Below are 26,444 nucleotides of genomic sequence, written 5' to 3' on the forward strand. Positions count from 1 at the left end.
GCGCCGGTTGCAGGGTTCGCATTCCCCTGTAGGAGCAGCCTTGTGCTGCGAATGGGCTGCATGGCAGCCCCCTGCAATTTCACAGGTAAAAAAAGCGGGAAATGCCGGATGGGGTCGGCATTTCCCGCTTCAGGTGAAGCAGTGCAGGGTTTCGCTTAGAACTTGGCTTCCAGGTCTACCTGCAGGGTATCTACATCGGCATCGCTGTTGGGCAACTGCGACAGGTCGGTCTTGGCCATCAGGTAGGCAGCGCCCAGGGAGAAGTTCTTGTCGATTTCATATCCGACCTTGAACTTGTGCCCGCGGGAACCGGTAAAGCCGTTGCCAAAGTCAGAGTCGGTGAACAGGCTGACCACGGCGTTACGCTGCACGTCACGGTAGTTGTAGTCCAGGCTCCAGGCGCCGACCTTGGTTTTCAGGCCCGCCAACCAGGCCTGGTCTTCGCCATCGGTGCTTTCGGTGTTTTTCACATACTGGCCGTAAGCAGAGAGCGGGATGGCAAAGCCGGTGAAGTCCAGCTGGCCGAAGCCTTCCACGAGGTTGAACTCGTTGGTGGTGTTGCCGAACGACTGCAGGATGGTGGCTTCCTTGTCGTTGTCGTAGCCATAGATACTGGCACCTACGGTCAGCTTGAGCACATCGGCCGGGGCGAATTTGGCGCCCAACTGGCCGTGATAGACCTGTGCGTCATGCTTGTATTGCACACCGTCGCCATCGACGTTGTCCTTGAGGGTGTACTGACCGGCGCTGGCGAACACTTCGGCCCCGCCCAGGTCGGTCTTGTAGGTGGCTGCCACGCCTTCCGGGTTGATGTCGCTATCCCAGATGATGTCGCCCATGCTCACCCATGGCTGCGCCATCTTGCCGCCAATCAGGTGCAGGTTGGGAACTGCAGTCGGGTGCCAGTCGAGGTAGGCCTGGTCGACCCACAGCGACTTCTTGTCGAAGTAGTTGTCGAAGCTCTGGTTGGTCGAACGGCGGTCGGCACTGCTGCCGGTGGCGATACGGATGCCCGCGTCGACCTGCGGGTTGATTTCGCTGTAGAAGCCGACACGGGCACGCACGCGCTGGCGGTCCTGGTTGCCGCTGCTGCTGTTCGGGTCGTCGACGTTGACGTCTTCGTAACGCAGGCGCACATCACCCTTGACCTGGGTCTTGGCGGCCCATGCCACTTTCTGTTCAAAGGAGCTCATCCGTTCGGACTGAGCTTTCTGAGCGGCCTTTTCCTTGGTTTCTTGAGCCAGGTCCGCCTGCAGTTCGTTGTACTGCGCCTGGTTGATCGAGCCATTGGCGCGGAGCATTTCGAGCAGCTTGGCGTCGACAGCTGCACTGGCCGGAGTACTCAGAGCCAGCATCATGCCGGTGAGGCTCACTCCGGTAAGTGTAGAAACAAGACGCATAAGGTTCTCCCTGTTGAATAAGATGGGGAGGCTCAAGCGCCCGCCCCTGTGTTGGCATGTCTTCGGAAAGGGCCTGAATAGACAGGTTCTGGGGTTCCGGAAAACAGGCGCAAGTATTGCGGGGGCGAATGACAGATTAATGTCGAATTGGTGGCACTGCGGTTAAGTAATTGAGAATAAAAGGATCTGTCCCGGCTATCGTGATTTGAGTGGCGGGCCTTCCTTGGGGATACTGGGTACCTTGAAACAGCGAGCCGAAACCGTGACCAGCCTGTACAGCCTTGCTCATTTGCGTGATCTTCCGGCGGCCACCTGGGATGCCCTGGTGCCCGCTGGCCAACCGTTCCTGCGCCATGCGTTTCTCAGCGCCATGGAGGACAGCGGCAGCGTCGCGCGCAACACCGGCTGGGCCGCCGAGCACCTGGTGCTGGAACGTGACGGGCGGGTACGGGCGCTGCTGCCGGCGTACCGCAAATGGCACTCGTTTGGCGAGTACGTGTTCGACCATGGCTGGGCCGATGCCTGTGAGCGGGCCGGCATTGCCTACTACCCCAAGCTGCTCGGTGCCGTGCCGTTCAGCCCGGTCAGCGGCCCGCGCCTGCTCGCCGCCGACCCAGCCGATGGCCTGCTGGTGCTGCAGGCGTTGCCGGAGTACCTGGCCAAGGGCGGGCTGTCTGGCGCGCACATCAATTTCACCGAGCCGGCGCTGGACGAGCAGCTGGCCGGCCAGCCTGGCTGGATGGAGCGCCTGGGCTGCCAGTTTCATTGGCGCAACCACGGCTACCGTGACTTCCAGGATTTTCTCGACAGCCTGAGTTCGCGCAAGCGCAAGCAGATGCGCAAAGAGCGTGAGCAGGTCGCCGGGCACGGTATCGAGTTCCGCTGGTACCGTGGAGATGAACTGGATGAGGCGCAGTGGGATTTCGTCTATCGCTGCTACGCCAATACCTACGCGGTGCGCCGCCGTGCGCCCTACCTGACACGCGAGTTCTTCAGCCTGCTTGCCGAGCGCATGCCCGAAGCGTTGCGCGTGGTGATGGCGCGGCAGGGGGGCCGTGATGTGGCCATGGCCCTGAGCCTGGTGGGGGGCGACAGCCTGTTTGGCCGTTATTGGGGGTGCCTGGACGAGTTCGACCGGCTGCATTTCGAAACCTGTTTCTACCAGGGTATGGACTTTGCCATTGCCGAAGGGCTGCAGCGTTTCGATGCCGGGGCACAGGGGGAGCACAAGCTGATTCGAGGGTTCGAGCCGGTGCTGACGCGGTCGTGGCACTACCTGCTGCACCCGGGGCTGCGGCGGGCGGTGGAGGATTTTCTGGCGCAGGAGCGAGAAGGGGTACGGGCGTATGCCGAGGAGGCCAGGGGGATGTTGCCCTATCGCCGGGACTGATCCATTTGTAATGGTTATCCAGGACCTGTAGGAGCAGCCTTGTGCTGCGAAGAGGCCGGTAGGGCAAAAAATCTCCTTTGGCACTGATGGACTCTTCGCAGCACAAGGCTGCTCCTACATGGACCGCACAGGCTTCAAGGGGGCTGTGAGGCCTGATCAGGGGTCAATCCACTCCGACAAACCCCCCGGTCTGGTGATGCCACAACCGGGCATACAAGCCTTGCTGCTCCAGCAGTTCACTGTGGCTGCCACTCTCGACAATCCGCCCCTTGTCCAGCACTACCAGCCGGTCCATCCGGGCGATGGTGGAAAGCCGGTGGGCAATCGCGATCACCGTCTTGCCCTGCATCAGCGTCTCCAGGCTTTCCTGGATTGCTGCCTCTACCTCCGAGTCCAGCGCCGAAGTGGCCTCGTCCATGATCAGGATCGGTGCATTCTTCAGCAGCACCCGGGCAATGGCGATGCGCTGGCGCTGGCCACCCGACAGCTTGACCCCGCGCTCGCCCACATGGGCATCGAAACCGGTGCGCCCCTGAGCGTCCGACAGCTGCGGGATGAACTCGTCGGCGCGGGCCCGGCGCACCGCTTCATGAAGCGCGGCCTCGCTGGCATCGGGGCGGCCATACAGCAGGTTGTCACGGATCGAGCGGTGCAGCAGCGAGGTGTCTTGGGTGATCATGCCGATCTGCGCGCGCAGGCTGGCCTGGCTTACCTCGGCAATGTCCTGGCCGTCGATGAGAATGCGCCCGCCCTGCACGTCATACAGCCTCAGCAGCAGGTTCACCAGGGTCGACTTGCCTGCCCCCGACGGGCCGATCAGGCCGATCTTCTCGCCCGGGCGTATGTCCAGGCTGAGCCCTTCGATCACGTTGGCGGCCTTGCCGTAATGGAAGTCCACATCATCGAAACGCACCGCACCGCGGCTGACCTTGAGCGCCGGTGCGTTGGGCCGGTCGGTGACGGTGACCGGCTGGGCGATGGTCTGCAGGCCGTCCTGGACCATGCCGATGTTCTCGAAGATGCCGTTGACCACCCACATGATCCAGCCCGACATGTTGACGATGCGGATCACCAGGCCGGTGGCCAGGGCGATGGCGCCGACGGTGATCAGTGACTGGCTCCACAGCCACAGCGCCAGGCCGGTGGTGGCGACCACCAGCAGGCCATTGAGGGTGGTGATGACCACGTCCATGCTGGTGACCACGCGTGCGGCCAGCTGGGTTTTCTCTGTCTGTTCGCGGATCGCTTCGCGCGCGTACTGCTGTTCGAAGTCGGTGTGGGCGAACAGCTTGAGGGTGGCGATGTTGGTGTAGCCGTCGACAATGCGACCCATCAGCTTGGAGCGGGCGTCGGAGGAAATCACCGAACGCTCCTTCACCCGGGGGACGAAGTAGAACAGCGCGGCGATGTAGCCGGCGATCCATAGCAGCAGCGGCAGCATCAGGCGCCAGTCGGCCTCGGCGAACAGCACCAGCGAGGTGATGGCGTAGATCAGCACGTGCCATAGCGCATCCACCGCCTGCACCGCAGAGTCTCGCAGTGAGTTGCCGGTCTGCATGATGCGCTGGGCGATGCGCCCGGCGAAGTCGCTCTGGAAGAAGTTCAGGCTCTGCTTGAGTACATAGGTGTGGTTCTGCCAGCGGATCAGGCTGGTCATGCCGGGGTTGATGGTCTGGTGCACCAGCAGGTCGTGCAGGCCGAAGAATACCGGGCGCAGCAGCAGGATCACCACCAGCATCCAGATCAGCTCGCCGCTGTGTTCGCTGAAGAAACTGGCATTGGGCGTGCCCTGTGCCAGGTCGATGATGCGGCTGAGGTAGCTGAACATCGCCACCTCGATCAGCGAGGCGACCAGGCCCACCACCAGCAGGGCGACAAAACTCGGCCACACCTGGCGCAGGTAGTACAGGTAGAACGGCCAGACCTGGCCGGGTGGCGACTCGCTGGGCGCGTCGCGGAAAATATCGATCAACTGCTCGAAACGGCGGTACAGCATGGATGACGACACTCCTGTTTCATCCGACCCTCAGGCGGTTTCACGTCCCTGTGAAGCCTGCGGTCAGTCGATGCGTTTGGCCGACTTGATGTAGACCGGATCGGCCGGTACATCGCGCATGCCTTTCTTGATGGTGGTCGGCGAATTGACGATCTGGTCGACCACTTCCATGCCCTTGGTCACCTTGCCGAATACGGCATAGCCACGGTCACGCCCAGGGTTGAGGAAGTCGTTGTCGGCCACGTTGATGAAGAACTGGCTGGTGGCCGAGTTCGGGTCCTGGGTACGGGCCATGGACAGCGTGCCACGGGTGTTCTGCAGGCCGTTGCCGGCTTCGTTGGTGATCGGGGCTCGGGTGTTCTTCTGCACCATCTGGTCGGTGAAGCCGCCGCCCTGGACCATGAAGCCCGGGATTACACGGTGGAAGATGGTGTTGTTGTAGAAGCCGCTGTCGACGTATTCGAGGAAGTTCTTGGTACTGATCGGTGCCTTCTCGGCATTCAGCTCGATTTCGACCTGGCCGAAGCTGGTGTCCAGCAGTACGTGCGGGGTCTTGTCGGAGGCCATGACGCTGGTGGCGAAGGCGACCGAGCAGGCGGTGAGCAGGAGTTTTTTCAGCATGGGCTCAAAGATCCTTGAGAGGTGGAAGCGGCTGCAAGGAACTGCAGCAGGGTCTGGTTGAAGACCTCGGGTTGGTCGAGGGGTGTAGCGTGCCGGGAATCGTCGATGACCACCAGCCTGGCGTGAGGCATCAGGGCGACGTAGCGTTCTTTCAGTTGTATCGGGGTGTAATCCTGGTCGGCTGCGATCACCAGGGTAGGACAGTGAACCTGGCCGATGCGTTCCTGCACGCCCCAGTCGACGATGGCGTCGAAACTCTTGAGGTACGCACGCTTGTCGTTGCGTGCCCAGCGCTGGGCCATCTTGTGCCGCAGTTCGGCCTGTTGCGGTTTGGGAAACAGCCGCTCGGCCAGGCCCTTGCCGACCGTTTCGACACTGAGCAGGCGCGCCAGGCCCCAGCGCTTGAGCCACCATACCCAGTCACTTCGAGTGCGGCGCTTGACCTCGGGGGCGCTGTTGACGATGCACAGGCTGCGCAGCCACTGCGGGTGGTCGACAGCGAACTGGAAGGCGACCATGCCACCCATGGACAGGCCGACGATGTGCACGGGGCCGGTTTGCAGGTGTTCGAGCAGGGCCAGCAGGTCGGCACTGAAGGTGGCGATCTGGTAGCCGTCGCGTGGCTTGTCGGAGCGGCCGTGGCCGCGGATGTCCATGAGGATTACCCGGTAGTGGCGGCTGAGCACCGGCACCTGCAGCTCCCAGTCCTGGCAGCTGGAGCCCAGGCCATGCAGCAATACCAGGGGTTCGCCCTGGCCGTATTCCTCGTAATGCAGTGTGCATCCTTCGTGTTCGAAATAGGCCATGGGCGCGGTCCTCTCAGGCTTGCGGGGGGGCAGCGAAGGGCACGTCCAATGGCGCGGTGTCGAAATTGCGCAGCAGGTCGATGAGAATCTGCGTAGCCGGGCCCAAGGTCTTCTCTTTGCTCGAATAAAGGTAGAACAGTGGGTGGCGGCTGCCACCCTGATCCAGCGGCAACGGCTTGAGCACGCCTTCGCGCAGCTCGCGCTCGATCATGTGGCGGGGCAGCCAGGCAAAGCCCAGGCCACTGCTGACGAAGGTAGCGGCGGTGCCCAGGCTGCCGACGGTCCAGCGTTGCTCGGCACCCAGCCAGCCGACATCGCGCGGCTGGGCGCGGCCGGAGTCGCGGATTACCACCTGCAACTGGCTTTCCAGGTCCTGGAAGGTCAGTTCGCGGCCCAGGCGGTGCAGGCTGTGTTCGGGGTGGGCGACGGCGACGAACTCCACCGCGCTCAGTTCGGCGCCCAGGTAGCCGCCGATGCTGTAGCTGCTGATGGCCAGGTCGGCGATGCCTTCGTGCATCACTTCCTCGACGCCAGACAGCACTTCTTCACGCAGGCGCACCCGGCAGCCACGGCTCTGCGGCATGAAAGCAGCCAGGGCGCGGACCAGGCGGGCACTGGGGTAGGCGGCATCGACCACCAAGCGTACCTCGGCCTCCCAGCCCTGCTCCATGTGGTGGGCAAGGTCTTCGAGCTGGCTGGCCTGTTTGACCAGGTGGCGCGAACGGCGCAGCAGCACATTGCCGGCCTCGGTGAGCACCGCCTTGCGGCCGTCGATGCGCAGCAGCGGCACGCCCAGTTGCTCTTGCATGCGGGCCACGGTGTAGCTGACCGATGACTGCGAGCGGTGCAGTGCCTCGGCGGCCTGGGCAAACCCGCCGTGATCGACCACTGCCTGCAGGGTTCGCCACTGGTCAAGGGTTACGCGCGGCGCTTTCATCTTTCGCTCCTGTTGTCCTAAGCTGCGCTCTTTCAAGGAGAGCGGCCCATGAAGAAATGTTGTGCGGCAATACTGATGTGCCTGCCCCTCGGGGCCATGGCTTATCCCATCGACGTTGAGAAGGAACTGACCGGGGTAAAGCTCGACTACACCGCCTATGACACGGCTTATGACATTGGCGCCATCACCCTCAACAACTATGGGCAGGTACCGGCCGCGTGCAAGGTGACCTTCCGCAATGGCCCCGAGGCACCAAGGGTGCGCCGGGTGAACGTACCGGCCGGTAAAAGCGTCGATGTCACTGCCAAGTTCAACCGACAGATCATCAAACTTCGGATCGCCTTGAACTGCAGTGCAGAATAAACTGATAAATCGATAGATTGAACCCATTTTTTACGCTTTTTTATCGATAGGTCAACCCGTAATCTCACCTCCATCGAATCGCAACCCTTTTTGCCGATGGAGGCACCCCAATGTCCCGCGTACTGATCATCGAAAGCAGCGCCCGCCAGCAGGATTCCGTTTCCCGTCAGCTGACCCGTGATTTCATCCAGCAGTGGCAGGCCGCCCACCCGGCCGATCAGATCAGTGTGCGCGACCTGGCCGTGAACCCGGTGCCGCACCTGGACGCCAACCTTCTGGGTGGCTGGATGAAGCCCGAAGAACAGCGCAGTGCGGCGGAACTGGACGCCTTGGCCCGCTCCAACGAACTGACCGATGAACTGCTCGCCGCCGACGTGCTGGTGATGGCCGCGCCGATGTACAACTTCACCATCCCCAGCACCCTGAAGGCCTGGCTGGACCATGTGCTGCGTGCCGGCATCACCTTCAAGTACACCCCCACCGGCCCGCAGGGCTTGCTGACCGGCAAGCGCGCCATCGTCCTGACTGCCCGTGGCGGCATCCACGCCGGTGCCACCAGCGACCACCAGGAACCGTACCTGCGCCAGGTAATGGCCTTCATCGGCATCCACGATGTCGACTTCATCCATGCCGAAGGCCTGAACATGAGCGCTGACTTCCACGAGAAGGGCGTCAACCAGGCCAAGGCCAAGCTGGCGGCGGTGGCCTGAGGCTTAGCGAATTCCCAACCCTGACACCTGTTGTTGCTCCTTTGGGTGTACCTGCCCGGCCTGCATGGCCGGGCTTTTTTATGCCTGGAATTTCATGGGTGCCTGTGCCGGCCTCTTCGCGGGTAAACCCGCTCCCACAGGGATATCACGGCACCTGAGGCCTGTGGTGTCCCTGTGGGAGCGGGTTTACCCGCGAAGAGGCCGGTACAGCCCTTACATTCCTCATGGTTGAACTCATTTGCCGCAACCCGCTAAGGTCGCGGCCTTGATCCACGAGAGGCAACCATGGGCTACCTGATAATCGTCGCGCTGATCCAGGCGTTTTCCTTCAGCCTGATCGGCGAGTACCTGGCCGGGCACGTCGACAGCTACTTTGCCGTGCTCGCGCGCGTGGTGCTGGCTGGCCTGGTGTTCCTGCCGCTGACCCGCTGGCGCCAGGTCGAGCCGCGCTTCATGCGCTCTATGCTGCTGATCGGCGCGCTGCAGTACGGCATCACCTACGTCTGCCTGTACCTGAGCTTTCGCGTGCTCACCGTGCCGGAGGTGCTGCTGTTCACCATTCTCACGCCGTTGCACGTGACCCTGATCGAAGACGCCATGAACCGGCGCTTCAACCCGTGGGCCCTGGTGGCAGCGCTGGTGGCGGTGGTCGGCGCGGCGGTGATCCGCTTCGATACCATCAGCGGCGAGTTCTTCATTGGCTTCCTGCTGCTGCAACTGGCCAACTTCACCTACGCCGCCGGCCAGGTGCTGTACCGCCATCTGGTTGCACGCCACCCCAGCGACCTGCCGCACTACAAGCGCTTTGGCTACTTCTACCTGGGCGCGTTGATCGTGGTATTGCCGGCCTTCCTGCTGTTTGGCAACGCCCAGCACCTGCCGACCACCGATGTGCAGTGGCTGGTGCTGCTGTTCCTGGGCCTTTGCCCGACGGCGCTGGGGCTGTACTGGTGGAACAAGGGCGCATGCATGGTTTCGGGCGGGACGCTGGCGGTGATGAACAACCTGCATGTGCCGGTAGGGTTGCTGCTCAATCTGCTGATCTGGAACCAGGACGAGCCATTGGGCAGGCTGTTCATCGGCGCGGCGGTGATCCTGGCGTCGGTGTGGATGAGCCGCCTGGGTACCCTGACGTTATCAAGCAAGCCATGGCGCAGTCAGCTATGACGCGTTCGTTACTGAACCCAAATTCCGCCGGTCCCTACCTGATAATCAGGAAAACAAAATCGGGAGACCGGCGTGAAGCTAGAAACGCGAAGTATCGAATTTGTCCCACACGCAGAGCGTTATGGCACGCCTAAACGATTGTTCACTATCTGGTTCAGCTCCAACTTCCAGATAACCGCGCTGATGGTCGGCACCCTGGGCATTGCATCGGGGCTTAGCCTCGGCTGGACCTTGTTGGGCCTGTTGGTCGGCAACCTCATCGGTACCGTGTTCATGGCCGCGCACTCTGCCCAGGGGCCTCACCTGGGCGTGCCACAGATGATCCAGAGCCGGGCCCAGTTCGGTGTCCATGGTGCCGCGCTCCCTCTGCTGGTGATGGTCACGGCCGCAGTCCTGTTCCTCGCCGCCAGCGGCGTGCTGATGCGCAATGCCCTGCAGGCGCTGGTGCCCATGAGCGATGACCAGGCGATCGTGGTGGTCGGCTTGCTGACCTTTGTCATCGGCTTTGTCGGCTACGAGCTGATCCACCGCCTGGGCGCGTGGATGAGCCTGTTGTCCACACTGGTTTTTGCCGGCGCCCTGGTGCTGATCCTGCTGCACCCCGGCGACATGGCAACCACGACGGCAGTGAGTACCGGCTTCTCGTTCACCGCCTTCAACCTGATCGTGGCCCAGTCGGCCTCCTGGACGCTGGGGTATGGCCCCTATGTAGCCGATTACTCGCGCTACCTGCCGGCCAACGTCAACCCACGCGCCACGTTCTGGGCCACCTATTGCGGTTGTGCGCTGGGCTCCTTCGCCATGATGGCACTGGGCGCGCTGGTGGCGGTGGAGTTGCCCTCGGCACTGGGGCATGACCCGGCCACAGCCATTGCCGCGTTGTTTGGCCCGTGGGCGCCGCTGGCGCTGGCAGTGATCGCGCTGGGGGTGATCCAGTACAACGTCTTGTGCCTGTACAGCGCCTACATGTCGTCGGTCACGATCTTTGGTGCCTTCAAGACCATCCGGCGCGTGACCGCGACGGCCAAGGCCTTGGTAATGGCTGGCCTGACCGCAGCGGCAACGCTGATCGCCATCGCCACCCAGTACAATTTCGATACATTCTTTGCCGACATCCTGATCGGCCAGCTGTACCTGTTGATCCCATGGAGCGCCATCAACCTGGTGGATTACTACTGGGTATGCCGAGGCCACTATGATGTGGGGGCGCTGTATGACGCCAAGGGGCGTTATGGCTGCTTCAATCGTCGGAGCCTGGCGGTGTATGCGGTGTCGATCATCGGTACCATCCCGTTCATGAAGCTGTCGTTCTACACGGGCTTCGTGGCCGAGTGGCTGGGGGCGGATATCAGTTGGGCGATGGGGTTGATCCTGGCCGGTGCGCTGTATTGCATGGTCCATGGGCGCGAGAGCAACCGGCTTTCTACGACCATGAATGCGCACCCCTGACTCGGCCCTTACACGAAAAGGGCTGCTTAAACACCACCCTCGTAATGCCTGTCAGTCAAACAATTTGGGGCCGCTTTGCGGCCCATCGCCGGCAAGCCAGCTCTCATCGAACTGCACATAACTCATTGAATTAGCAGGGGCCCTGTGGGAGCGGCTTTAGCCGCGAACACCGGCGCAGCCGGTGCCATGCACCGCGTTGGATTCTTCGCGGCTAAAGCCGCTCCCACAGATACAACGAAGATCTCACGATCTGCGTGACCTCTGTGGGAGCTTGCTTGCCGGCGATGGGCTGCGAAGCATCCCCGGCAATATCAAGCCTCGCTCATGTCTTCCAGCCGACGCGGCACAGGCTCTTGCGATACACGCCCGCTCAACCCCGCCCGCATGTCGTTGCCACTCGGCTGCTGATACAGGCTCAAGCCAAATTCCGGCAACACCGCCAGCAGATAATCGAAGATATCCCCCTGAATCCGCTCGTACTCAGCCCACGCCGTGGTGGTGGTAAAGCAGTAGATCTCCAGCGGTACACCCTCGGCGGTGGTCTGCATCTGTCGCACCATGCAGGTCATGTTCGGGTGCACGTTGGGGTGGTTCTTCAGGTAGGCCAGGGCAAACGCCCGGAAGGTGCCGATGTTGGTCAGCTTGCGGCGGTTGGCAGACAGCTCGGCCACCGGCCCCAGGGCTTCGTTCCAGCGCTGCAGCTCCTGGCGCTTGCCGGCCAGATAGTCGGCCAGCAAGTGCACCTGGCTCAGCCGCTGTTCTTCCTCGCGAGTCAGGAACCGCACGCCAGCCGCATCGATGAACAGGCTGCGCTTGATGCGTCGGCCACCGGACTGCTGCATGCCGCGGTAGTTGCGGAACGACTCGCTCATCAGGCGCCAGGTGGGGATGGAGACGATGGTCTTGTCGAAATTCTGCACCTTCACCGTGTGCAGGGTGATGTCCACCACGTCGCCATCGGCGCCCACCTGGGGCATTTCGATCCAGTCGCCCACGTGCAGCATGTCGTTGCTGGTCAGCTGCACACTGGCGACGAACGACAGCAGAGTGTCCTTGTACACCAACAGCAGCACCGCCGACATGGCGCCCAGGCCCGACAGCAGCAACAGTGGCGAGCGGTCGATCAGGGTGGCGACGATGACGATGGAGGCGAAGATCCACAGCATCATCTTGGCCAGTTGCACGTAACCCTTGATAGAGCGGGTGCGGGCGTGTTCGGTGCGGGCATAGATGTCGAGCAGGGCATCCAGCAGGCACGACAGCGCCATGGTCATGAACAGCAGGGTAAAGGCCAGGGCGACATTGCCGAGGAAGTGCTGGGCGGTGTCCGACAGCTCGGGCACCAGTTTCAGGCCGAACTGCAGCACCAGTGACGGCGTGGTCTGTGCCAGGCGGTGGAAAACCTTGTTGTTGCGCAGGTCGTCCAGCCACTTCAGCGCTGGCTGGCGGGCCAGCAGGCGGGCGCCGTGCAACACCAGGAAGCGTGCCAGGCGGCCGATGACCAGGGAAATGAGCAGCAGCACCGCCAGGCCAATGGCCGCGTGCAGCATCGGATGTTGGTCAAGGGTGCCCCACAGGTCGAGGGAGTCACGCCAGATTCGTTGGATATCCATGGGCTTGCGTACAGTCTTGTTGCCAAACGAAGCGCCATTAGAGCGCGGATGGCGACAAAGTTGCCAAAAGAAATTCGGCTAAGGCGGCTGAAAACGTTACCCTATGCAACTGAATTTTCCGCACTTGCCTGAGGTTACCTCCGTGTTCTCCCAATTCGCCCTGCACGAACGCCTGCTTAAAGCCGTGGCCGAGCTTAACTTTGTCGAGCCAACCCCGGTGCAGGCCGCGGCCATCCCCCTGGCCCTGCAAGGGCGTGACCTGCGCGTGACCGCGCAGACCGGCAGCGGCAAGACCGCGGCCTTCGTGCTGCCGTTGCTCAACCGCCTGGTCGACCTGCGCGAACGCCGCGTCGAGATCCGCGCGCTGATCCTGCTGCCGACCCGTGAGCTGGCCCAGCAGACCCTCAAGCAGGTACAGCTGTTCTCGCAGTTCACCTACATCAAGTCGGGCCTGGTTACCGGCGGTGAAGACTTCAAGGAACAGGCCGCCATGCTGCGCAAGGTGCCGGATGTGCTGATCGGCACCCCGGGCCGCCTGCTCGAGCAGCTCAATGCCGGCAACCTGGACCTGTCCCACGTACAGGTGCTGATCCTCGACGAAGCCGACCGCATGCTCGACATGGGCTTCGCCGAAGACATGGAGCGCCTGTGCAAGGAGTGCGAGAACCGCCAGCAGACCCTGCTGTTCTCCGCCACCACCGGTGGTGCGGCCCTGCGCGACATCATCGGCAAGGTGCTGAAAGACCCTGAGCACCTGATGCTCAACAGCGTCTCGCAGTTGGCCGAAGGCACCCGCCAGCAGATCATCACCGCTGACCACGACCAGCACAAAGAGCAGATCGTGCAGTGGCTGCTGGCCAACGAAACCTTCGACAAGGCGATCATCTTCACCAACACCCGCGCCCTGGCCGACCGCATCTACGGCCACCTGGTGGCCAAGGACGTGAAGGCCTTCGTGCTGCACGGCGAGAAGGACCAGAAGGACCGCAAGCTGGCCCTGGACCGCTTCAAGCAGGGCAGCTCCAAGGTGCTGGTGGCTACCGACGTTGCGGCCCGCGGCCTGGACATCGACGGCCTGGACCTGGTGATCAACTTCGACATGCCGCGCAGCGGTGACGAGTATGTGCACCGCGTGGGCCGTACCGGCCGTGCCGGTGGCGAAGGCCTGGCGATCTCGCTGATCACCCACAACGACTGGAACCTGATGTCGAGCATCGAGCGCTACCTCAAGCAGCAGTTCGAGCGCCGGGTGATCAAGGAAGTGAAGGGCACCTACAACGGGCCGAAGAAGGTCAAGGCCTCGGGCAAGGCGGCTGGCAGCAAGAAGAAAAAGGTCGAGAAGAAGACCGGTGACAAGAAGGCGGCCGCCAAGCGCAAGCCAACCGCCAAGCCGAAGGCCAATGCACCGCTGGCCAGCGCCGACGGCCTGGCGCCGCTGAAAAAGCGCAAGCCTGCGGCTGAGTAACCTTCAGTAGCGCTGTTGGTTTCTTCGCGGACACGCCCGCTCCCACAGGATAATCACAGATATCGAAGGCTGTGTTATCCCTGTGGGAGCGGGCGTGCCCGCGAAGGGGCCAGCACAGGCGACCTCTATTCAGCCTTTTTCTCCGCCTCTTTCAACTCCTTGATCCGCTTGTCGATCAGCTGACACTTGTCGGGCAAATCCTTGCTCGCCGTCCCCAGCTCCATTCCTTGAAGCTCGTCATTGATCTCCTTGGCCTTCTGCGGGTTCTGCTCGGTCAACTGGGTGACCAACCCGGCCAGCTCTTCGCGTTTCTGCGTTGCTTCTTCCGGTGTGCAGGCCCAGGCGGGCAGGGCGCAGGACAGGGCAGTAGCACAGGCAATGGGCAGCAGCAGTTTCATCCTTCCTACCTCCGGCGGTGGTGATGCCCGGTGGAGGCATGTGCCTGGCCGTTAGTTCAGCGCCTTCGACCGGTGGCACTTCATGGTCAGCCTGTCCCCAGCTGGGCATCTGACCTAGCCTCGATTCCGATGTCCTCGCCTGGTTCAAAGAGCAGGGTAGCGGCTACCAGACCCGGATCAACCAGTTGCTGCGTCAGTACATGCAAGCGCAAAAACGCCAGCGCTGAGATATTTCGGAACGCCGGGCAACCTCGGCAGGTCCCAACCTGTGTACCCCTTCCGTCCACAGCAGGAGCCCGTAGCCATGAGCATCGCCTACGACTGGGACCTGATCGAGCGTTTGCTGCACGAGGTGCAGAACGGCGCCGGTCACAGCTTCACGCCACGCCCCTATGCCGAGCAGCACGCTGCGGCACTGGCTGCCAAGGGGGAGCCGGTGGGCGACCTGGACCACCTGAAAACCCGTGCCTGCGAATACGAGAAGCTGTTGTTCGAGCGTGGTTTCATCGAAACCCGACCCGAAGAAGATGGCGGTAATGGCGAGAATTTCGTGCTGACCGAACGAGGCTCGCGGTTGATGAGCCTGATCGACAGCAGCATCCCCGGCTTCGAGCACCCGCGCCAGGTGCTGGACGAGCAGGAGGATGCGCTGGATGAAACCACCTTCGAGCAGGTGTCGGCGAAGGCACAGATCGCCTGAGGTCGTTTTGAGGCTGGCAAGGGCGGCCATGGAAACCCGATAATCGGTAGTTCCTGAATAACTGCCGAGCCCTCGCCCATGCCAATGACCATCGCAGAGGCCCGCTCATGAGCGCGGCCCGCAAGAACCCTGATGCCTTTGCCTTCCAGGTGATGCTGGGGCTGTGCCTGATCTGGGGCTGCCAGCAGGTCCTGATCAAGACTGCCGCCATTGATATCGCGCCGGTGATGCAGGCGGCCTTGCGCAACGGTATCGCCGCCGTGCTGGTGGGCCTGATGCTGTGCTGGCGCGGGGGTTGGGAGCAGGTCGGCAGCACCTGGCGTGCCGGGGTGGTGGCGGGCGGGTTGTTCGGCCTGGAGTTCCTGTTCATTGCCGAGGGGCTGAAGCTGACCTCGGCGGCGCACATGTCGGTGTTCCTTTATACAGCGCCGGTGTTTACCGCGTTGGGCCTGCATTTCAGGCTGCCCAGCGAACGCCTGCGGCTGCTGCAATGGCTTGGGATCCTGTTGGCCTTCGGCGGTATTGCCATGGCGTTTGCCGGCGGCATGTCGTTCGAGCACATGGATGGCCGCACCCTGCTGGGGGATGCCTTTGGTGTGATCGCCGGGCTGGCCTGGGGGGCGACAACGGTGGTGGTGCGTTGCTCGCGGCTGTCGGAAGCACCGGCGACCCTGACCCTGTTCTATCAGCTGGCGGTGGGCTTTGCCGGGTTGCTGCTGATTGCCTTGCTCAGCGGCCAGATCGGCGCGGTGACGCTGACGCCGCTGGCGATGGGCAGCGTGCTGTTCCAGGGGATTGTGGTGTCGTTCATCAGCTACCTGACCTGGTTCTGGTTGCTGCGCAAATACCTGGCGTCGAACCTGGCAGTGTTCTCGTTCATCACCCCGCTGTTCGGGGTGACCTTTGGCGTGTTGTTGCTGGATGAGCCGCTTAGCCTGAACTTTGTGGTTGGTGCGTTGATGGTGCTGCTGGGGGTGGTCCTGGTGAGTGCCGAGCCTTGGGTTAAGCAGCAGTTGCGTAAGATTGTGGGGTGAGGTTCAGCCTGTGCTGGCCTCTTCGCAGCACAAGGCTGCTCCTACAAGGAACGCGTCGGACGAGCGATATTTGTTCTCTGCCCGACAGCGCAGCCCGAAAGGGCTGGGCAATCTCACACAGGTACTGCACAGGTCTTGAAGATTTTGCGGCCCCTGTGGGAGCGGGCGAGCCCGCGAAGAGGCCGGCACAGGCAACCACGATTCAGGATGTCGCCTTGGCCTGACAGGCGTTGCCCTGCTGTGCAGAGCTGCCAAACAGCACCAGCCCCCCAGCCACCACCAACCCACCCGCAGCCACCATCAGCGCAGGCTGCAACCCGCCGCTGTAATGGCTGCTGACCGCCGCCAGCAGCGGCCCGCTCAACTGCCCCAAGGCAAAGCAGGCTGTCAGTAGCCCGGCATTGCGCTGCGTGGCATGCGGCGCCAGCTCCCGCGAACGTTGCATCACCAGTTGCATGCAGGCCAGGAATGGCCCGCCACACAGCACCACGCCCAACGCCAGCCCGACACCTCCGCCCATCAGGCAGGCCAGCACACCCAGCCCCTGCAACCACAGGGTGGCGGTGAGCCAGGTCGCGGTTCGGCCGCCACGCCGCAGGCTCACGAGCAGAACCCCCAGCGCCGCCGCCATGCCGAATGCCGGCCAGAACAGGTCTGCGAGCCACTGCCCGTGGAACTGCTGGTTGGCCATCTGCGACAGGAAGGTGGCCGGCAGGATGTAACCTACGCCATACAGCGCATATACCAGCCCCAGGCGACCGATGCCGACACGGCGGGTCGGGCCCTGGTGTGCAGCGGGCGATACCGGCGCGGCTTGCAGCGCCCTGGGCAGCCAAGGCCGCACCGCCAGCAGCATCACCAGCGCGGCCACGGCATAGATCAGCCACAGTGCTGCCGAGCCGAGCCCCCACAAATGCGCCACCAGCGCCAGCAAACCAGTCAGCGCAATGCCCAGGCCGGGCCCCGCGAACACCAGGGCACCCAGGCGCTGACGGTTTTCGGCATTGGCCACCTGTTGGCTGAGGCTGGTGATCATCACCAGCACCCAGGCGCTGGCCACGCCGGTGCCGAAGCGCAGCAGCAGGTGGCTCCAGAACCCGTCTGCGGCCCATGAGGCCAGAGTCAGCAGTACGCAAAGCCACAGCCCGCCGTGCAGGCGCAGGCGCACCTGGCCCGGCGAGCGGGCGAACATGGCATCTACCGCGCCGATGAGGTAACCCAGGTAGTTGGCCGCTGCCACCAGCCCGGCGACCGTCAGGTCGAACTGGCCTTCGGCGATCAGTTGCGGCAGCTGCGGGGTCAGGGCGAAACGGCCGATGCCCATGGCCATCATCAGCGCCACGGCGCTGGCCAGCAGTTGAATGAGTGGCGACATGACAAGTCTCCTGCACGGATGTAAGCGATGGCTGGCAGGTTAGGGCGGTTTCTTTTTCAATAAAATTGAATAATGATGATCAAGTTGTTCTGTTTTGGAGAATGCCGTGGAATTCAGCCAACTGCGTATCTTCCAGGCCGTGGCCGAGGAAGGTTCGGTCACCCGCGCCGCAGAGCGCCTGCATCGGGTGCCGTCGAACCTGTCGACGCGCTTGCGCCAGCTCGAAGAGCAACTGGGTGTCGAGCTGTTCCTGCGCGAGCGCCAGCGCCTGCAGCTGTCGCCCGCGGGCAAGGTGCTGCTGGATTACGCCAACCGCATGTCAGCCTTGCGCGACGAGGCGCTGGCCGCCGTGCGGGGCGGCCAACCGGCCGGGGACTTCGTGCTGGGGACCATGTACAGCACGGCGGCGACCCATTTGCCGGGGTTGCTGGCGCGTTATCACCAGGCCTACCCGGCGGTTAACTTGCAGGTGCGTGCGGCGCCCAGTGGCGAGTTGCTGGAAGGCCTGCTCAACCACACCTTGGACGCGGCCCTGGTGGACGGGCCACCGAGCCTGGCCGGGCTGGATGGCGTGCCGCTTTGCGATGAGCAGTTGGTGCTGATCACCAGCCCCGAGCACCCTGCGGTACACACTGCCAAGGATGTGGCCGGCAAGGCGGTGTTCACCTTCCGCCAGGGCTGCTCGTACCGCATGCGCCTGGAGGCCTGGTATGCCCATGCCCATACGCCCATGGGCCGGGTGATGGAAATCGAGTCGTACCAGAGCATGCTGGCCTGCGTGATCGCTGGCGCGGGTGTGGCGATGATGGCCAGGTCGATGCTCGACAGCCTGCCCGGGCGCGACCGGGTGCGGGTGCACCAGCTGCAGGCACCGTTCGATCAGGCGGTCACCTGGTTGATGTGGCGCCAGGGCATGCGCGGGGCAAATTTGCAGGCCTGGATCGACCTGCAACAAAGCGAAACGATTAACCAGTCGTCGGAATGCGCCGTTACGGCTTGATCCGTATCAAAATGGCCCGTATCTGTAGCTTTAGAGGCATGCGTAATACAGGACATAGGGCTATGATCTGTATGAAACATCGCAGGATTGAATTGCCGTGAGGCTGACCCGTCAAGGGGGCATTATGAATAAACCACTGTCCAACTGGCTCCATGACCTGGCTGTCGCCTTGGGGCTGATTCCACCACCCTTGCAGCCGGTGCCGATCCCGACTGATGAAGAGCAGCGCAAACGCCAACCGCGTCGTCGCTGATACAGACAAAGGCCGCTGCACCTGGGTGGGTGCAGCGGCCTTTTAGTGTCTGCCAGTTGTGTGTTGCCTGTACCTGCCTCTTCGCGGGTAAAGGCAGCCGGGTCTATCAGGCCAGCTTCACCGCCGCCACCGATTTACGCGACATCAGGCTGACCACCACAAAGCTCACCAGACCAACCGCCAGGCTGTAGTAGATCGGCGTATTGGCCTCCAGCCCATCCTTGAACATGAACAGCAGCGCGGTGGCAAAGCCCAGCGACATGCTGGCGATAGCCCCGGCGGTGGTAGCGCGCTTCCAGAAGATCGCCCCGATCAGCGGGATCAGCATACCGCCGACCAGCAGGTTGTAGGCCAGGGTCAGGGCGTTGATCACATCGTTCACCACCAGGGCAATGCCCAGCACCACCAGGCCGGTGAGCAGGGTGAACAGGCGGCTGACGCCCAGGCTCGACGCCTTGCCGCCACGCAGTTTGGGCAGCAGGTCTTCGGTCAGGGTGGTGGACGCAGCCAGCAGGCCGGCGCTGGCGGTGGACATCATGGCGGCTAGCGCCGCTGCCATCAGCAGGCCACGGATGCCATCGGGCAGCGTGGTCTTGATCATCTCGGCAAAGGCATTGTTCGGGTTGGCCAGGTCGGGCATCAGCACATGCGCAGCCATGCCGATCGCGGCGCAGGCCAGGCCGTACAGTATGCAGTACACACCGGCGGTGGTGCCGGCACGCTGGCAGACCTTCTCGTCACGGGCAGTGAACACCCGCTGCCAGATGTCCTGGCCGATGAGGATGCCGAAGAAGTAGATCAGGAAGTAGGTGATGATGGTGTCCCAGCCAATGGTGGTCAGCTGGAAGCTGGCCGCCGGCAGCTTGGCCACCAGGGTGTCCCAGCCACCGGCCTTGTACAGGCACACCGGCAGCAGGATGAACATCAGGCCGACGGTCTTGATCACGAACTGGACGATGTCGGTCAGCGTCAGCGACCACATGCCGCCAATGGTCGAGTACAGCACCACCACACCACCGCCCAGCAGCAGCGAGGCCCAGAACGGCAGGTCGAGCAGCACCTGCAATACGGTGGCCATAGCCAGGGTCGAGGTAACGCCGATCATCAGTGCGTAGGCCAGCATGATCACGGCGCTGGCCTGGCGTGCGGCCGGGTTGTAGCGCTGTTCCAGCACCTGGGTCACGGTGAAGATGCGCAGGCGCAGCAAGGGTTTGGCCAGCAACAGGTTGAGGGCGATGATGCCCAGGCCCAGGGCTGCGCACAGCCAGAAGCCGGAGATGCCGTGGACGTAGCCCAGGCGTACGGTGCCGACAGTGGAAGCGCCACCGAGTACGGTGGTGGCCATGGTGCCCATGTACAGGACCGGGCCGAGGTTGCGCCCGGCCACCAGGTAGTCCTCATGGGTTTTCGCGCGCCGCATGCCGTACCAGCCAAGCCCGAGCATGCCGGCGGTATAGATCATTACAACAATGATGTCCAAGGCCATTGGGGGTCTCCCGATTATCTTTATTATGGCGAGATCGACCACGCGGGCGGGTTCACGGCGCCCGGCGGTCTTGTCGTGTTGTTGGCGGGCCTCTGTGGCCCTCCCTCATGGCTCCTGCCGGGGTATAGCGGTATTAACGACGCACTACGCCCGGTAGCACGCAGAGCATCTCGAACAGCAGGTTGGCACCGAGCAGCGAGGTGTTGCCGGTGGTGTCGTAAGGCGGGGAGACTTCGACGAGGTCACAGCCGATCAGGTCCAGGCCGTGGCAGCCGCGAATGATCTCCATCGCCTGGATGGTGGTCAAGCCGCCGATTTCCGGGGTGCCGGTACCGGGAGCCCAGGCCGGGTCGATGCCATCGATGTCGAACGACAGGTACACCGGGCCACCGCCGACCTTTTCGCGCACTTCGGCCATCAGCGGTTCCAGCGACTTGTGCCAGCACTCTTCGGCCTGGACTACACGGAAGCCCTGGCGGCGGCTCCAGTTGAAGTCATCGGCGGTGTAGCCCTGGGCGCGCAGGCCGATCTGCACCACGCGCTCGCAATCGAGCAGGCCTTCTTCCACGGCACGGCGGAAGGTGGTGCCGTGGGCGATCTTCTCGCCGAACATGTGGTCGTTGACGTCGGCGTGGGCATCGATGTGCACCAGGCCGATCTTGCCGTGCTTCTTGTGCAGCGCGCGCAGGATCGGCAGGGTGATGGTGTGGTCGCCACCCAGGGTCAGCGGGATGATGTTGTGCTCGAGGATCTCGTCATACGCTTCTTCGATGATGCGCACGGCGTCCAGCAGGTTGAAGGTGTTGATCGCCACGTCACCGATGTCGGCCACCGACAGCGAGTCGAACGGTGCAGCTCCCGTGGCCATGTTGTACGGGCGGATCATCACCGATTCGGCGCGGATCTGACGCGGGCCGAAACGGGTGCCGGAGCGCAGCGAAGTACCGATGTCCAGTGGCACGCCGATGAAGGCGGCGTCCAGGCCTTGGGCACTTTGCAGGTGGGGGAGACGGAGCATGGTGGCGATGCCGCCGAAACGCGGCATTTCGTTGCCGCCCAGTGGTTGGTGGAGGATCTTGTCCACGGTGGGCCTCATCAGTCGGTCGATTGTTCTGTTTGTTCGAACCTGTGCCGCCGCGCGCCTTCCAGGTGTGGTCTTGCCGGCGGGCAGGGACATTTCGGCCAAGTCTGCTGAAGGTAGTGCCGGGGAAAAATCGCTACCGGCAAATATTTAGTTCAGGAATTTCTGAACTAAAGGCGGCAGAGCGGTTAGACTGCGCGCTAATACCCCCTGCGGAACCGTTGCACCATGGCCTCGACCTTGCCCGACCTGAAACTGCTGCGCATCTTCGTCAGCGTGGTGCGCCACCAGGGCTTTGCCAATGCCCAGCGCGAGCTGAACCTGTCGACCTCGGCCATCAGCACCTACATGAGCCAGCTGGAAGGTGCCCTGGGGATCGTGCTGTGCCACCGTGGCCGTGGCGGCTTCAGCCTGACCAGCAAGGGCGAGCTGTTCCACCAGGAAACCCTGCGCCTGCTGGCCGAGCTGGACGGCTTCGAACAGTACGCCGCCGCCCTCAAGGGCGAGTTGCGTGGCACCCTCAACCTGGGGGTGATCGATTCCACGGTCGGTGACAGGGCCTTGCCGCTGGCCGAAGCCATTGGCGCCTACAGCCAGGAACACCCGGCGGTGCACCTGCATTTGTCGGTATCCAGCCCTTACGAGCTGCAACTGGGCGTGCAGGACAACCGTCTAGACCTGGCGATCGGGGCGTTCTCCTCGCGCATGAGCGGGCTGCTCTACCAGCCGCTGTACCGTGAGCAGCACTGGCTGTACTGCAGCAGCCGCCACCCGTTGTATGCCGAACGGCGCATCCCCGAGCAGGTGGTGACCCAGCAGCGCATGGTCGGGCGTGGCTACTGGAGCCAGGCCGAACTGGCCCGGCATGGCTTCAAGCACAGCGCGGCGACGGTGGAGAGCATGGAGGCGCAGTTGATCCTGATTCTGTCCGGGGCCTACATCGGCTACCTGCCCGAGCACTATGCCCAGGCCTGGGTCGACAAGGGCGACTTGCGCGTGCTGTCGCCGTCGACCTTCGGCTACCAGGCACCGTTCTCGCTGATCATTCGCCGCGGGCGCAGCCGTGAGCCATTGATCCAGACCTTCCGCGACCTCCTCAAAAGCCAGCTCAACGTGGGCTGAAGCCCGGCATATGCTGTATTTCGTCGGCACCCGTTAAATTGTTGGTGCTGTCGACCGACAACATAATGGCGTCCTGCTATATATCAAATTTGCGTGTGCTGCTGTCTACCTCCCTTTCATCCTGCAAGGATTGCCCGAGATGCGCATGAATTTGCCCGTCACTGAGCACGAAAGAACCTTTCCCAACGATCAACGCCTGATTTCCACCACTGACCTCAACAGCCGCATCACTTACTGCAACGACGCTTTCGTGGCGATCAGCGGGTTCACCTACGACGAGCTGGTCGGCCAACCCCACAACCTGGTGCGCCACCCGGACATGCCGCCGGCAGTGTTCGGCCACATGTGGGAAACCATCAAGCAAGGCAAACCGTGGATGGGGGTCGTCAAGAACCGGGCGAAGAACGGTGATTACTACTGGGTCAGCGCCTACGTCACGGCCATCTACGAGCAGGGCCGCATCAGTGGCTACGAGTCGGTGCGCTCGGTGCCCACTCGCGAGCAGATCCGTCGCGCCGAGGCGTTGTATGCGCGCCTGCGGGCCGGCCGCACACCGGTGCCGTGGGCGGCCCGCCTGCTGCATGGCCTGGGCCACGGTTGGCCATTGATAGGTGCGGGACTGCTGTCGGCGGCGGGCTACCTGTGGCTACCGCCCTACGCGGCGCTCGGGGTGCTGATGGCCAGCCTGCTGCTGGCCTGGTATCTGGTCGAGCACCGGCAGAACCAGGCGGTCCGGCGCACGCTGGCCGAGCATCCCAAGGCCTTCACCAGCCCACTGGTGGCACTGACCTACAGTGATAACCCAGGCCTGCAGGGCCAGCTGGATCTTGCCATCATCAGTGAAGAAGCACGCCTGCAAACGGCCTTGACCCGCCTGGTGGATGCCGGGGTCGGGGTGAAGTCGCGGGCAGCGCAGTCGTCCGATTTGTCCGATGCCCAGGCACAGATGCTCGACCGCCAGCGCAACGAGACCGACCAGTCCGCCGCCGCCATCGCGCAGATGGCGGCGACCATCCAGCAGGTTACCCACAACGTGCAGAGCACGGCGCACGCAGCGGGCGATGCCGACCAGCTGGCGCAACAGGGCAGCGAGCTGGCGATGCAGAGCCTGCAAGCCATGGGCAGCATGAGCAATGCGGTCAACGACATCGGCCAGGCGGTCAATGCCCTGGCTGAGCAGACCCAGTCGATCGGCAGCGTGGTCGATGTGATTACCTCGATCGCCGAGCAGACCAACCTGCTGGCGCTCAACGCAGCCATCGAGGCGGCGCGTGCCGGCGAACAGGGGCGCGGGTTTGCCGTGGTGGCCGACGAGGTGCGTTCGCTGGCCCAGCGCACCCGTGCCTCGACCGAGGAGATCCACCAGATCATCGCCTCGTTGCGCGCCGGGGCAGCGCGCGCGGTCAGCACCGCCAGCCGCGGCGAGCAGATCTCGCGGGACAGCGTGCACAGCGTCGAGGCGGTGCAGGCAGCGTTGAGCGGGATTGCCCAGGCGGTCAGCCGCATCACCGGCATGAGCCAGCAGATGGCGACGGCGTCGGAGCAGCAGAGCCATGTGGCCGAGGACATCAACCAGCAGATCGTGCGCATAGCCCACCTATGCGACCAGAGTGCCGGGCAGGCCAGGCAGGGCGCGGAAATCAGCCAGGACCTGGAGCGCATGGCGGAATACCTGCATAGCCTGGCAGAGCGGTTCAACCGTTGAGATCGCCGGGGCCGCTTTGCGGCCCTTTCGCCGGCAAGCCAGCTCCCACAGGTATTGCACAAGGCTCAGGCCTGTGGTGATCCTGTGGGAGCTGGCCTGCCGGCGAAAGGCCCGCAAAGCGGGCCCCGGTTCTGTGGCAAACTGTTCCCGCCAAGGAGAACCCCATGCCCAGACCCCGCTGCGAGCGCTGCCAGCGCCCGCTCGACCATTGCCTCTGCCCACTGATCCCCGCGCTCGACAGCCGTACCCGCGTCATCCTGCTGCAGCACCCCAGTGAAACCGCCCATGCCCTGAATACCGCCCGCCTGGCCGCCCTTGGCCTGAACAACGCCGAGTTGCGGGTAGGCGAGGTATTCGATGACCTGAACGAATTGCTGGCGACCCCCGGTTACCGGCCGGCCCTGCTGTTCCCGGGCGACGACGCCCAGAGGTTGGTGGCCTATGGCAAGACGGACGACAAACCCTTGCTGTTGATCGTGCCCGACGGCACCTGGCGCAAGGCACGCAAGCTGTTGTACCTGAACCCATTGCTGGAGGCGTTGCCGCGAGTCACGCTGGGGGCTGTCGCGCCTTCACGCTACCGCTTGCGCAAGGCGCCGGAGGCGGGGGCGTTGTCGACTATCGAGGCGGTGGTGGGGGCGCTGAACGCGTTGGAGCAGCCTGCCTGTTTCGATGCGCTGCTGGCACCGTTCGAGGCGTTGATCGAGGGGCAGATCAGGGCCATGGGTTTGGAGACGTTCCAGCGTAACCATGGTAGTGAGTGAGGGCAGGGGGCTGCTTTGCAGCCCATTCGCAGCACAAGGCTGCTCCTACAGGAAAGCGCGCAACATCTGTAGGAGCAGCCTTGTGCTGCGAATGGGCCGCAAAGCGGCCCCGGCTATCTCGAACCCGATCAACGCATATCAGGCAAACGTGCCTCGGTGCGTACTTCGGTGGTAGCCAGCGCTTCCGGTGGCAGCGAAATACGTTGCTTGGTCAACAGCTCGCCCATGGTCGCCAGCACGCGGTAGCGCGAGAACTCCTCGGTATAACGCACCTCGGTGTAGCGGCGGTCGGCGTTGTACAGCTCGTTTTCACTGTCGAGCACGTCGAGCAGGGTACGTTGGCCCAGGCCGAACTGGTCCTGGTAGGCGGCACGCACGCGCTTGGTGGTCTCGGCGTATTCACGCGCAGTCGGCAGCTGCTTGCTGGCGTTGTTCATGGCGTTCCACGCCAGGCTCAGGTTTTCGGTCAGCTCACGCAGGGCGTTGTTGCGGATGTCCAGGGCCTGGTTGATCTTGTGCGCGTCGGACTGCAGGCGAGCCTTGTCGCTGCCGCCGCGGAACAGGTTGTAGTTCATCTCCACGCCGGCTTGCCAGTCGTTGTTGTTGTGGCCTTTCTCGCCACCGGTGTTGTTGTTGGCACCGGTAGCCAGAATGGCGTCGAAGCGTGGGTAGAAGGTCGACTTGGCCACTTCGTATTGCTGCTCGGCAGCATTGACGTCAGCCTGGGCAGACTTGATGTACGGGTTGTTTTGACGCATGCCGTCGCGGGCTTCATCGAGGGTGCCAGGCACCTCGCCCTTGATGGACTGCGGGCTTTCCAGCTCGTCCGGCATGCGGCCGACGACGCTGAAGAAGTTGGCCTCGGCATCGGCCAGGTCGACTTCGGCGGTGTCCAGGTTGTTTTCCGCCAGGGCGCGACGTGCGCGGGACTGGTCAAGGTCGGCGGTGCTGCCGACGCCGCGCTCGTTGCGCAGGCCGATCTGGTCGTTGACGCGCAGGTGGGCTTGCAGGTTGTTCCTGGCCAGGGTCACCAGTTCACGGCGTTTGAGCACTTCCAGGTACACCTCGACTGCACGCAGGGCGACATCCTGGGCAACGGCCTGGGTGTAGTAGGCGCGGGAGGTGGAGACCGCTTCGGTGCGGCCCACTTCATTCGAGGTGTTGAAGCCGTCGAAGATCATCTGCCGCAGGCGCAGCTCGGACTGGGTGTAGTTGAGGGTTTCCTTGTTGTGGTTGCCCTCGGCACGCGTCGTGGTGTTGTCAGAACGCTGGCGGCCATAGCCTGCGACCAGATCCACGGAAGGGTAGTAGCCACCACGCGCAAACTTAACATCTTCATCGGCAGACAGCTTGCTGTTGCGGTTGGAGCTGACCTGCGGGTGGTAGTCCACGGCGCTCTGGACAGCCTCGGTGATCGACATCGCCTGTACGTTGGCACTCGCCAGGGCCAACAGTAATGCACTGGTGATGGGGTTCAAAACGCGCATGGTACATCTCCCTGATCCTGGAATTGATCCTGCTATTCGCCAAAAAAATGACGATAAAGTTATTTCATATAGTGTTGCAGGTTTTTAATAACACAGCTAAGTACATTCAACGCGATAGACAA

General features: G+C 63.1%; 24 protein-coding genes and 2 pseudogenes. 15 read left to right on the forward strand and 11 right to left on the reverse strand.

Translation table 11 applies throughout. The annotated features are described in order from the left end of the window. Positions 1-155 precede the first annotated feature (155 nt). Positions 156-1,400, reverse strand: a complete 1,245-nt coding sequence (locus tag CAG18_RS15850) for a putative porin (protein ID WP_015271304.1) — start codon at positions 1,398-1,400, stop codon at positions 156-158. Positions 1,401-1,662: 262 nt separating this feature from the next. Between CAG18_RS15850 and CAG18_RS15855 the strand changes: the two genes are divergently transcribed. Continuing rightward, a complete protein-coding gene (locus CAG18_RS15855; RefSeq protein ID WP_085721224.1) occupies positions 1,663-2,790 on the forward strand; it encodes a GNAT family N-acetyltransferase in 1,128 nt (375 codons plus the stop codon). Positions 2,791-2,953: 163 nt separating this feature from the next. On the opposite strand, the gene CAG18_RS15860 is transcribed toward CAG18_RS15855, so the two are convergent. The 4 genes from CAG18_RS15860 to CAG18_RS15875 form a co-directional block, all read right to left on the reverse strand. Continuing rightward, on the reverse strand, positions 2,954-4,786 hold the full coding sequence (locus CAG18_RS15860) for an ABC transporter ATP-binding protein (RefSeq protein WP_015271302.1): 1,833 nt from the start codon (positions 4,784-4,786) through the stop codon (positions 2,954-2,956). A gap of 63 nt (positions 4,787-4,849) precedes the next feature. Next, positions 4,850-5,407 carry a peptidylprolyl isomerase gene (locus CAG18_RS15865; RefSeq protein ID WP_047595757.1) on the reverse strand — a complete coding sequence of 186 codons (558 nt, stop codon included), beginning with the start codon at positions 5,405-5,407 and terminating at the stop codon, positions 4,850-4,852. Next, positions 5,401-6,213 (reverse strand): alpha/beta fold hydrolase, encoded by an 813-nt coding sequence (locus CAG18_RS15870; RefSeq protein WP_085721174.1) that lies wholly within the window; start codon positions 6,211-6,213, stop codon positions 5,401-5,403. Before CAG18_RS15870 ends, CAG18_RS15865 begins: the two co-directional genes overlap by 7 nt. Positions 6,214-6,226: 13 nt before the next feature. Continuing rightward, positions 6,227-7,150: a LysR family transcriptional regulator gene (locus CAG18_RS15875; RefSeq protein WP_012273620.1), complete on the reverse strand. Its 924-nt coding sequence runs from the start codon at positions 7,148-7,150 to the stop codon at positions 6,227-6,229. Positions 7,151-7,198: 48 nt separating this feature from the next. Here CAG18_RS15875 and CAG18_RS15880 point away from each other — a divergent pair, with 48 nt between their 5' ends. The 4 genes from CAG18_RS15880 to CAG18_RS15895 all read left to right on the forward strand — a co-directional run bounded on the left by CAG18_RS15880 (position 7,199) and on the right by CAG18_RS15895 (position 10,839). Further along, complete coding sequence (locus CAG18_RS15880) at positions 7,199-7,513, forward strand: hypothetical protein (RefSeq protein WP_012051530.1); 315 nt, start codon at positions 7,199-7,201, stop codon at positions 7,511-7,513. Positions 7,514-7,623: 110 nt separating this feature from the next. Further along, entirely contained in the window at positions 7,624-8,223 is a 600-nt protein-coding gene (locus tag CAG18_RS15885; RefSeq protein WP_013973705.1) for an FMN-dependent NADH-azoreductase, read from the forward strand. 285 nt (positions 8,224-8,508) lie between these two features. After that, entirely contained in the window at positions 8,509-9,390 is an 882-nt protein-coding gene (locus CAG18_RS15890) for a carboxylate/amino acid/amine transporter (RefSeq protein WP_085721175.1), read from the forward strand. Positions 9,391-9,462: 72 nt separating this feature from the next. Then, positions 9,463-10,839 (forward strand): cytosine permease, encoded by a 1,377-nt coding sequence (locus CAG18_RS15895; protein ID WP_085721176.1) that lies wholly within the window; start codon positions 9,463-9,465, stop codon positions 10,837-10,839. 311 nt (positions 10,840-11,150) lie between these two features. Here CAG18_RS15895 and CAG18_RS15900 read toward each other — a convergent pair whose 3' ends face one another. Next, positions 11,151-12,452 carry a mechanosensitive ion channel family protein gene (locus CAG18_RS15900; protein WP_085721177.1) on the reverse strand — a complete coding sequence of 434 codons (1,302 nt, stop codon included), beginning with the start codon at positions 12,450-12,452 and terminating at the stop codon, positions 11,151-11,153. 103 nt (positions 12,453-12,555) lie between these two features. Between CAG18_RS15900 and CAG18_RS15905 the strand changes: the two genes are divergently transcribed. After that, positions 12,556-13,917, forward strand: coding sequence for a DEAD/DEAH box helicase (locus CAG18_RS15905; RefSeq protein ID WP_039612590.1), 1,362 nt, complete (start codon positions 12,556-12,558; stop codon positions 13,915-13,917). A gap of 125 nt (positions 13,918-14,042) precedes the next feature. Here CAG18_RS15905 and CAG18_RS15910 read toward each other — a convergent pair whose 3' ends face one another. Beyond that, a complete protein-coding gene (locus CAG18_RS15910; protein ID WP_013973700.1) occupies positions 14,043-14,315 on the reverse strand; it encodes a hypothetical protein in 273 nt (90 codons plus the stop codon). 119 nt (positions 14,316-14,434) lie between these two features. Between CAG18_RS15910 and CAG18_RS15915 the strand changes: the two are divergent. From CAG18_RS15915 to CAG18_RS15925, 3 genes and pseudogenes are all read left to right on the forward strand, one after another. After that, positions 14,435-14,542: pseudogene (locus CAG18_RS15915) on the forward strand (BrnA antitoxin family protein); the annotation flags it as partial. Positions 14,543-14,619: 77 nt separating this feature from the next. Next, positions 14,620-15,015, forward strand: coding sequence for a hypothetical protein (locus tag CAG18_RS15920; RefSeq protein WP_003259068.1), 396 nt, complete (start codon positions 14,620-14,622; stop codon positions 15,013-15,015). A 107-nt stretch (positions 15,016-15,122) separates the two neighbouring features. Beyond that, the gene (locus CAG18_RS15925) at positions 15,123-16,049 is read left to right on the forward strand and encodes a DMT family transporter (RefSeq protein WP_085721178.1); all 927 of its coding nucleotides are present in this window, start codon (positions 15,123-15,125) and stop codon (positions 16,047-16,049) included. 202 nt (positions 16,050-16,251) lie between these two features. Here the strand turns inward: CAG18_RS15925 and CAG18_RS15930 are convergent, their stop codons facing one another. Continuing rightward, entirely contained in the window at positions 16,252-17,424 is a 1,173-nt protein-coding gene (locus CAG18_RS15930; RefSeq protein ID WP_085721179.1) for an MFS transporter, read from the reverse strand. Between the two features lie 106 nt (positions 17,425-17,530). On the opposite strand from CAG18_RS15930, the gene CAG18_RS15935 reads away from it, so the two are divergent. Next, positions 17,531-18,424 carry a LysR family transcriptional regulator gene (locus tag CAG18_RS15935; protein ID WP_015271294.1) on the forward strand — a complete coding sequence of 298 codons (894 nt, stop codon included), beginning with the start codon at positions 17,531-17,533 and terminating at the stop codon, positions 18,422-18,424. A gap of 124 nt (positions 18,425-18,548) precedes the next feature. Then, entirely contained in the window at positions 18,549-18,677 is a 129-nt protein-coding gene (locus CAG18_RS27320; RefSeq protein ID WP_009683677.1) for a PA1414 family protein, read from the forward strand. A gap of 106 nt (positions 18,678-18,783) precedes the next feature. Here the strand turns inward: CAG18_RS27320 and CAG18_RS15940 are convergent, their stop codons facing one another. Beyond that, a complete protein-coding gene (locus tag CAG18_RS15940; RefSeq protein ID WP_013973694.1) occupies positions 18,784-20,163 on the reverse strand; it encodes a sodium:solute symporter in 1,380 nt (459 codons plus the stop codon). Positions 20,164-20,296: 133 nt separating this feature from the next. After that, positions 20,297-21,247: an agmatinase gene (speB, locus tag CAG18_RS15945; protein ID WP_013973693.1), complete on the reverse strand. Its 951-nt coding sequence runs from the start codon at positions 21,245-21,247 to the stop codon at positions 20,297-20,299. 225 nt (positions 21,248-21,472) lie between these two features. On the opposite strand from speB, the gene CAG18_RS15950 reads away from it, so the two are divergent. The 4 genes and pseudogenes from CAG18_RS15950 to CAG18_RS15960 all read left to right on the forward strand — a co-directional run bounded on the left by CAG18_RS15950 (position 21,473) and on the right by CAG18_RS15960 (position 24,835). Further along, positions 21,473-22,366, forward strand: coding sequence for a LysR family transcriptional regulator (locus tag CAG18_RS15950; protein WP_013973692.1), 894 nt, complete (start codon positions 21,473-21,475; stop codon positions 22,364-22,366). Between the two features lie 145 nt (positions 22,367-22,511). Beyond that, positions 22,512-22,814, forward strand: a pseudogene (locus CAG18_RS27520) (PAS domain-containing protein); the annotation flags it as partial. 228 nt (positions 22,815-23,042) lie between these two features. Then, positions 23,043-24,071 (forward strand): methyl-accepting chemotaxis protein, encoded by a 1,029-nt coding sequence (locus CAG18_RS15955; protein ID WP_371035233.1) that lies wholly within the window; start codon positions 23,043-23,045, stop codon positions 24,069-24,071. Between the two features lie 164 nt (positions 24,072-24,235). Beyond that, positions 24,236-24,835: a tRNA-uridine aminocarboxypropyltransferase gene (locus tag CAG18_RS15960; protein WP_085721180.1), complete on the forward strand. Its 600-nt coding sequence runs from the start codon at positions 24,236-24,238 to the stop codon at positions 24,833-24,835. Positions 24,836-24,963: 128 nt separating this feature from the next. On the opposite strand, the gene CAG18_RS15965 is transcribed toward CAG18_RS15960, so the two are convergent. Next, positions 24,964-26,322, reverse strand: a complete 1,359-nt coding sequence (locus tag CAG18_RS15965; RefSeq protein ID WP_003259075.1) for a TolC family outer membrane protein — start codon at positions 26,320-26,322, stop codon at positions 24,964-24,966. Positions 26,323-26,444: the final 122 nt, after the last annotated feature.

It is taken from the genome of Pseudomonas sp. B22(2017) (genome assembly GCF_002113105.1).
Taxonomy (GTDB): Bacteria; Pseudomonadota; Gammaproteobacteria; order Pseudomonadales; family Pseudomonadaceae; genus Aquipseudomonas; species Aquipseudomonas asiatica.

Coding starts and splice junctions, on each gene's coding strand:
- CAG18_RS15905 (WP_039612590.1), top strand. CDS start 12,556: ATGCAACTGAATTTTCCGCACTTGCCTGAGGTTACCTCCGTGTTCTCC.
- CAG18_RS15940 (WP_013973694.1), bottom strand. CDS start 20,163: ATGGCCTTGGACATCATTGTTGTAATGATCTATACCGCCGGCATGCTC.
- CAG18_RS15910 (WP_013973700.1), bottom strand. CDS start 14,315: ATGAAACTGCTGCTGCCCATTGCCTGTGCTACTGCCCTGTCCTGCGCC.
- CAG18_RS15925 (WP_085721178.1), top strand. CDS start 15,123: ATGAGCGCGGCCCGCAAGAACCCTGATGCCTTTGCCTTCCAGGTGATG.
- CAG18_RS15920 (WP_003259068.1), top strand. CDS start 14,620: ATGAGCATCGCCTACGACTGGGACCTGATCGAGCGTTTGCTGCACGAG.
- CAG18_RS15865 (WP_047595757.1), bottom strand. CDS start 5,407: ATGCTGAAAAAACTCCTGCTCACCGCCTGCTCGGTCGCCTTCGCCACC.
- CAG18_RS15930 (WP_085721179.1), bottom strand. CDS start 17,424: ATGTCGCCACTCATTCAACTGCTGGCCAGCGCCGTGGCGCTGATGATG.
- CAG18_RS15870 (WP_085721174.1), bottom strand. CDS start 6,213: ATGGCCTATTTCGAACACGAAGGATGCACACTGCATTACGAGGAATAC.
- CAG18_RS15955 (WP_371035233.1), top strand. CDS start 23,043: ATGGCCAGCCTGCTGCTGGCCTGGTATCTGGTCGAGCACCGGCAGAAC.
- CAG18_RS15965 (WP_003259075.1), bottom strand. CDS start 26,322: ATGCGCGTTTTGAACCCCATCACCAGTGCATTACTGTTGGCCCTGGCG.
- CAG18_RS15960 (WP_085721180.1), top strand. CDS start 24,236: ATGCCCAGACCCCGCTGCGAGCGCTGCCAGCGCCCGCTCGACCATTGC.
- CAG18_RS15860 (WP_015271302.1), bottom strand. CDS start 4,786: ATGCTGTACCGCCGTTTCGAGCAGTTGATCGATATTTTCCGCGACGCG.
- CAG18_RS15880 (WP_012051530.1), top strand. CDS start 7,199: ATGAAGAAATGTTGTGCGGCAATACTGATGTGCCTGCCCCTCGGGGCC.
- CAG18_RS15875 (WP_012273620.1), bottom strand. CDS start 7,150: ATGAAAGCGCCGCGCGTAACCCTTGACCAGTGGCGAACCCTGCAGGCA.
- CAG18_RS27320 (WP_009683677.1), top strand. CDS start 18,549: ATGAATAAACCACTGTCCAACTGGCTCCATGACCTGGCTGTCGCCTTG.
- CAG18_RS15890 (WP_085721175.1), top strand. CDS start 8,509: ATGGGCTACCTGATAATCGTCGCGCTGATCCAGGCGTTTTCCTTCAGC.
- CAG18_RS15900 (WP_085721177.1), bottom strand. CDS start 12,452: ATGGATATCCAACGAATCTGGCGTGACTCCCTCGACCTGTGGGGCACC.
- CAG18_RS15950 (WP_013973692.1), top strand. CDS start 21,473: ATGGCCTCGACCTTGCCCGACCTGAAACTGCTGCGCATCTTCGTCAGC.
- CAG18_RS15850 (WP_015271304.1), bottom strand. CDS start 1,400: ATGCGTCTTGTTTCTACACTTACCGGAGTGAGCCTCACCGGCATGATG.
- CAG18_RS15885 (WP_013973705.1), top strand. CDS start 7,624: ATGTCCCGCGTACTGATCATCGAAAGCAGCGCCCGCCAGCAGGATTCC.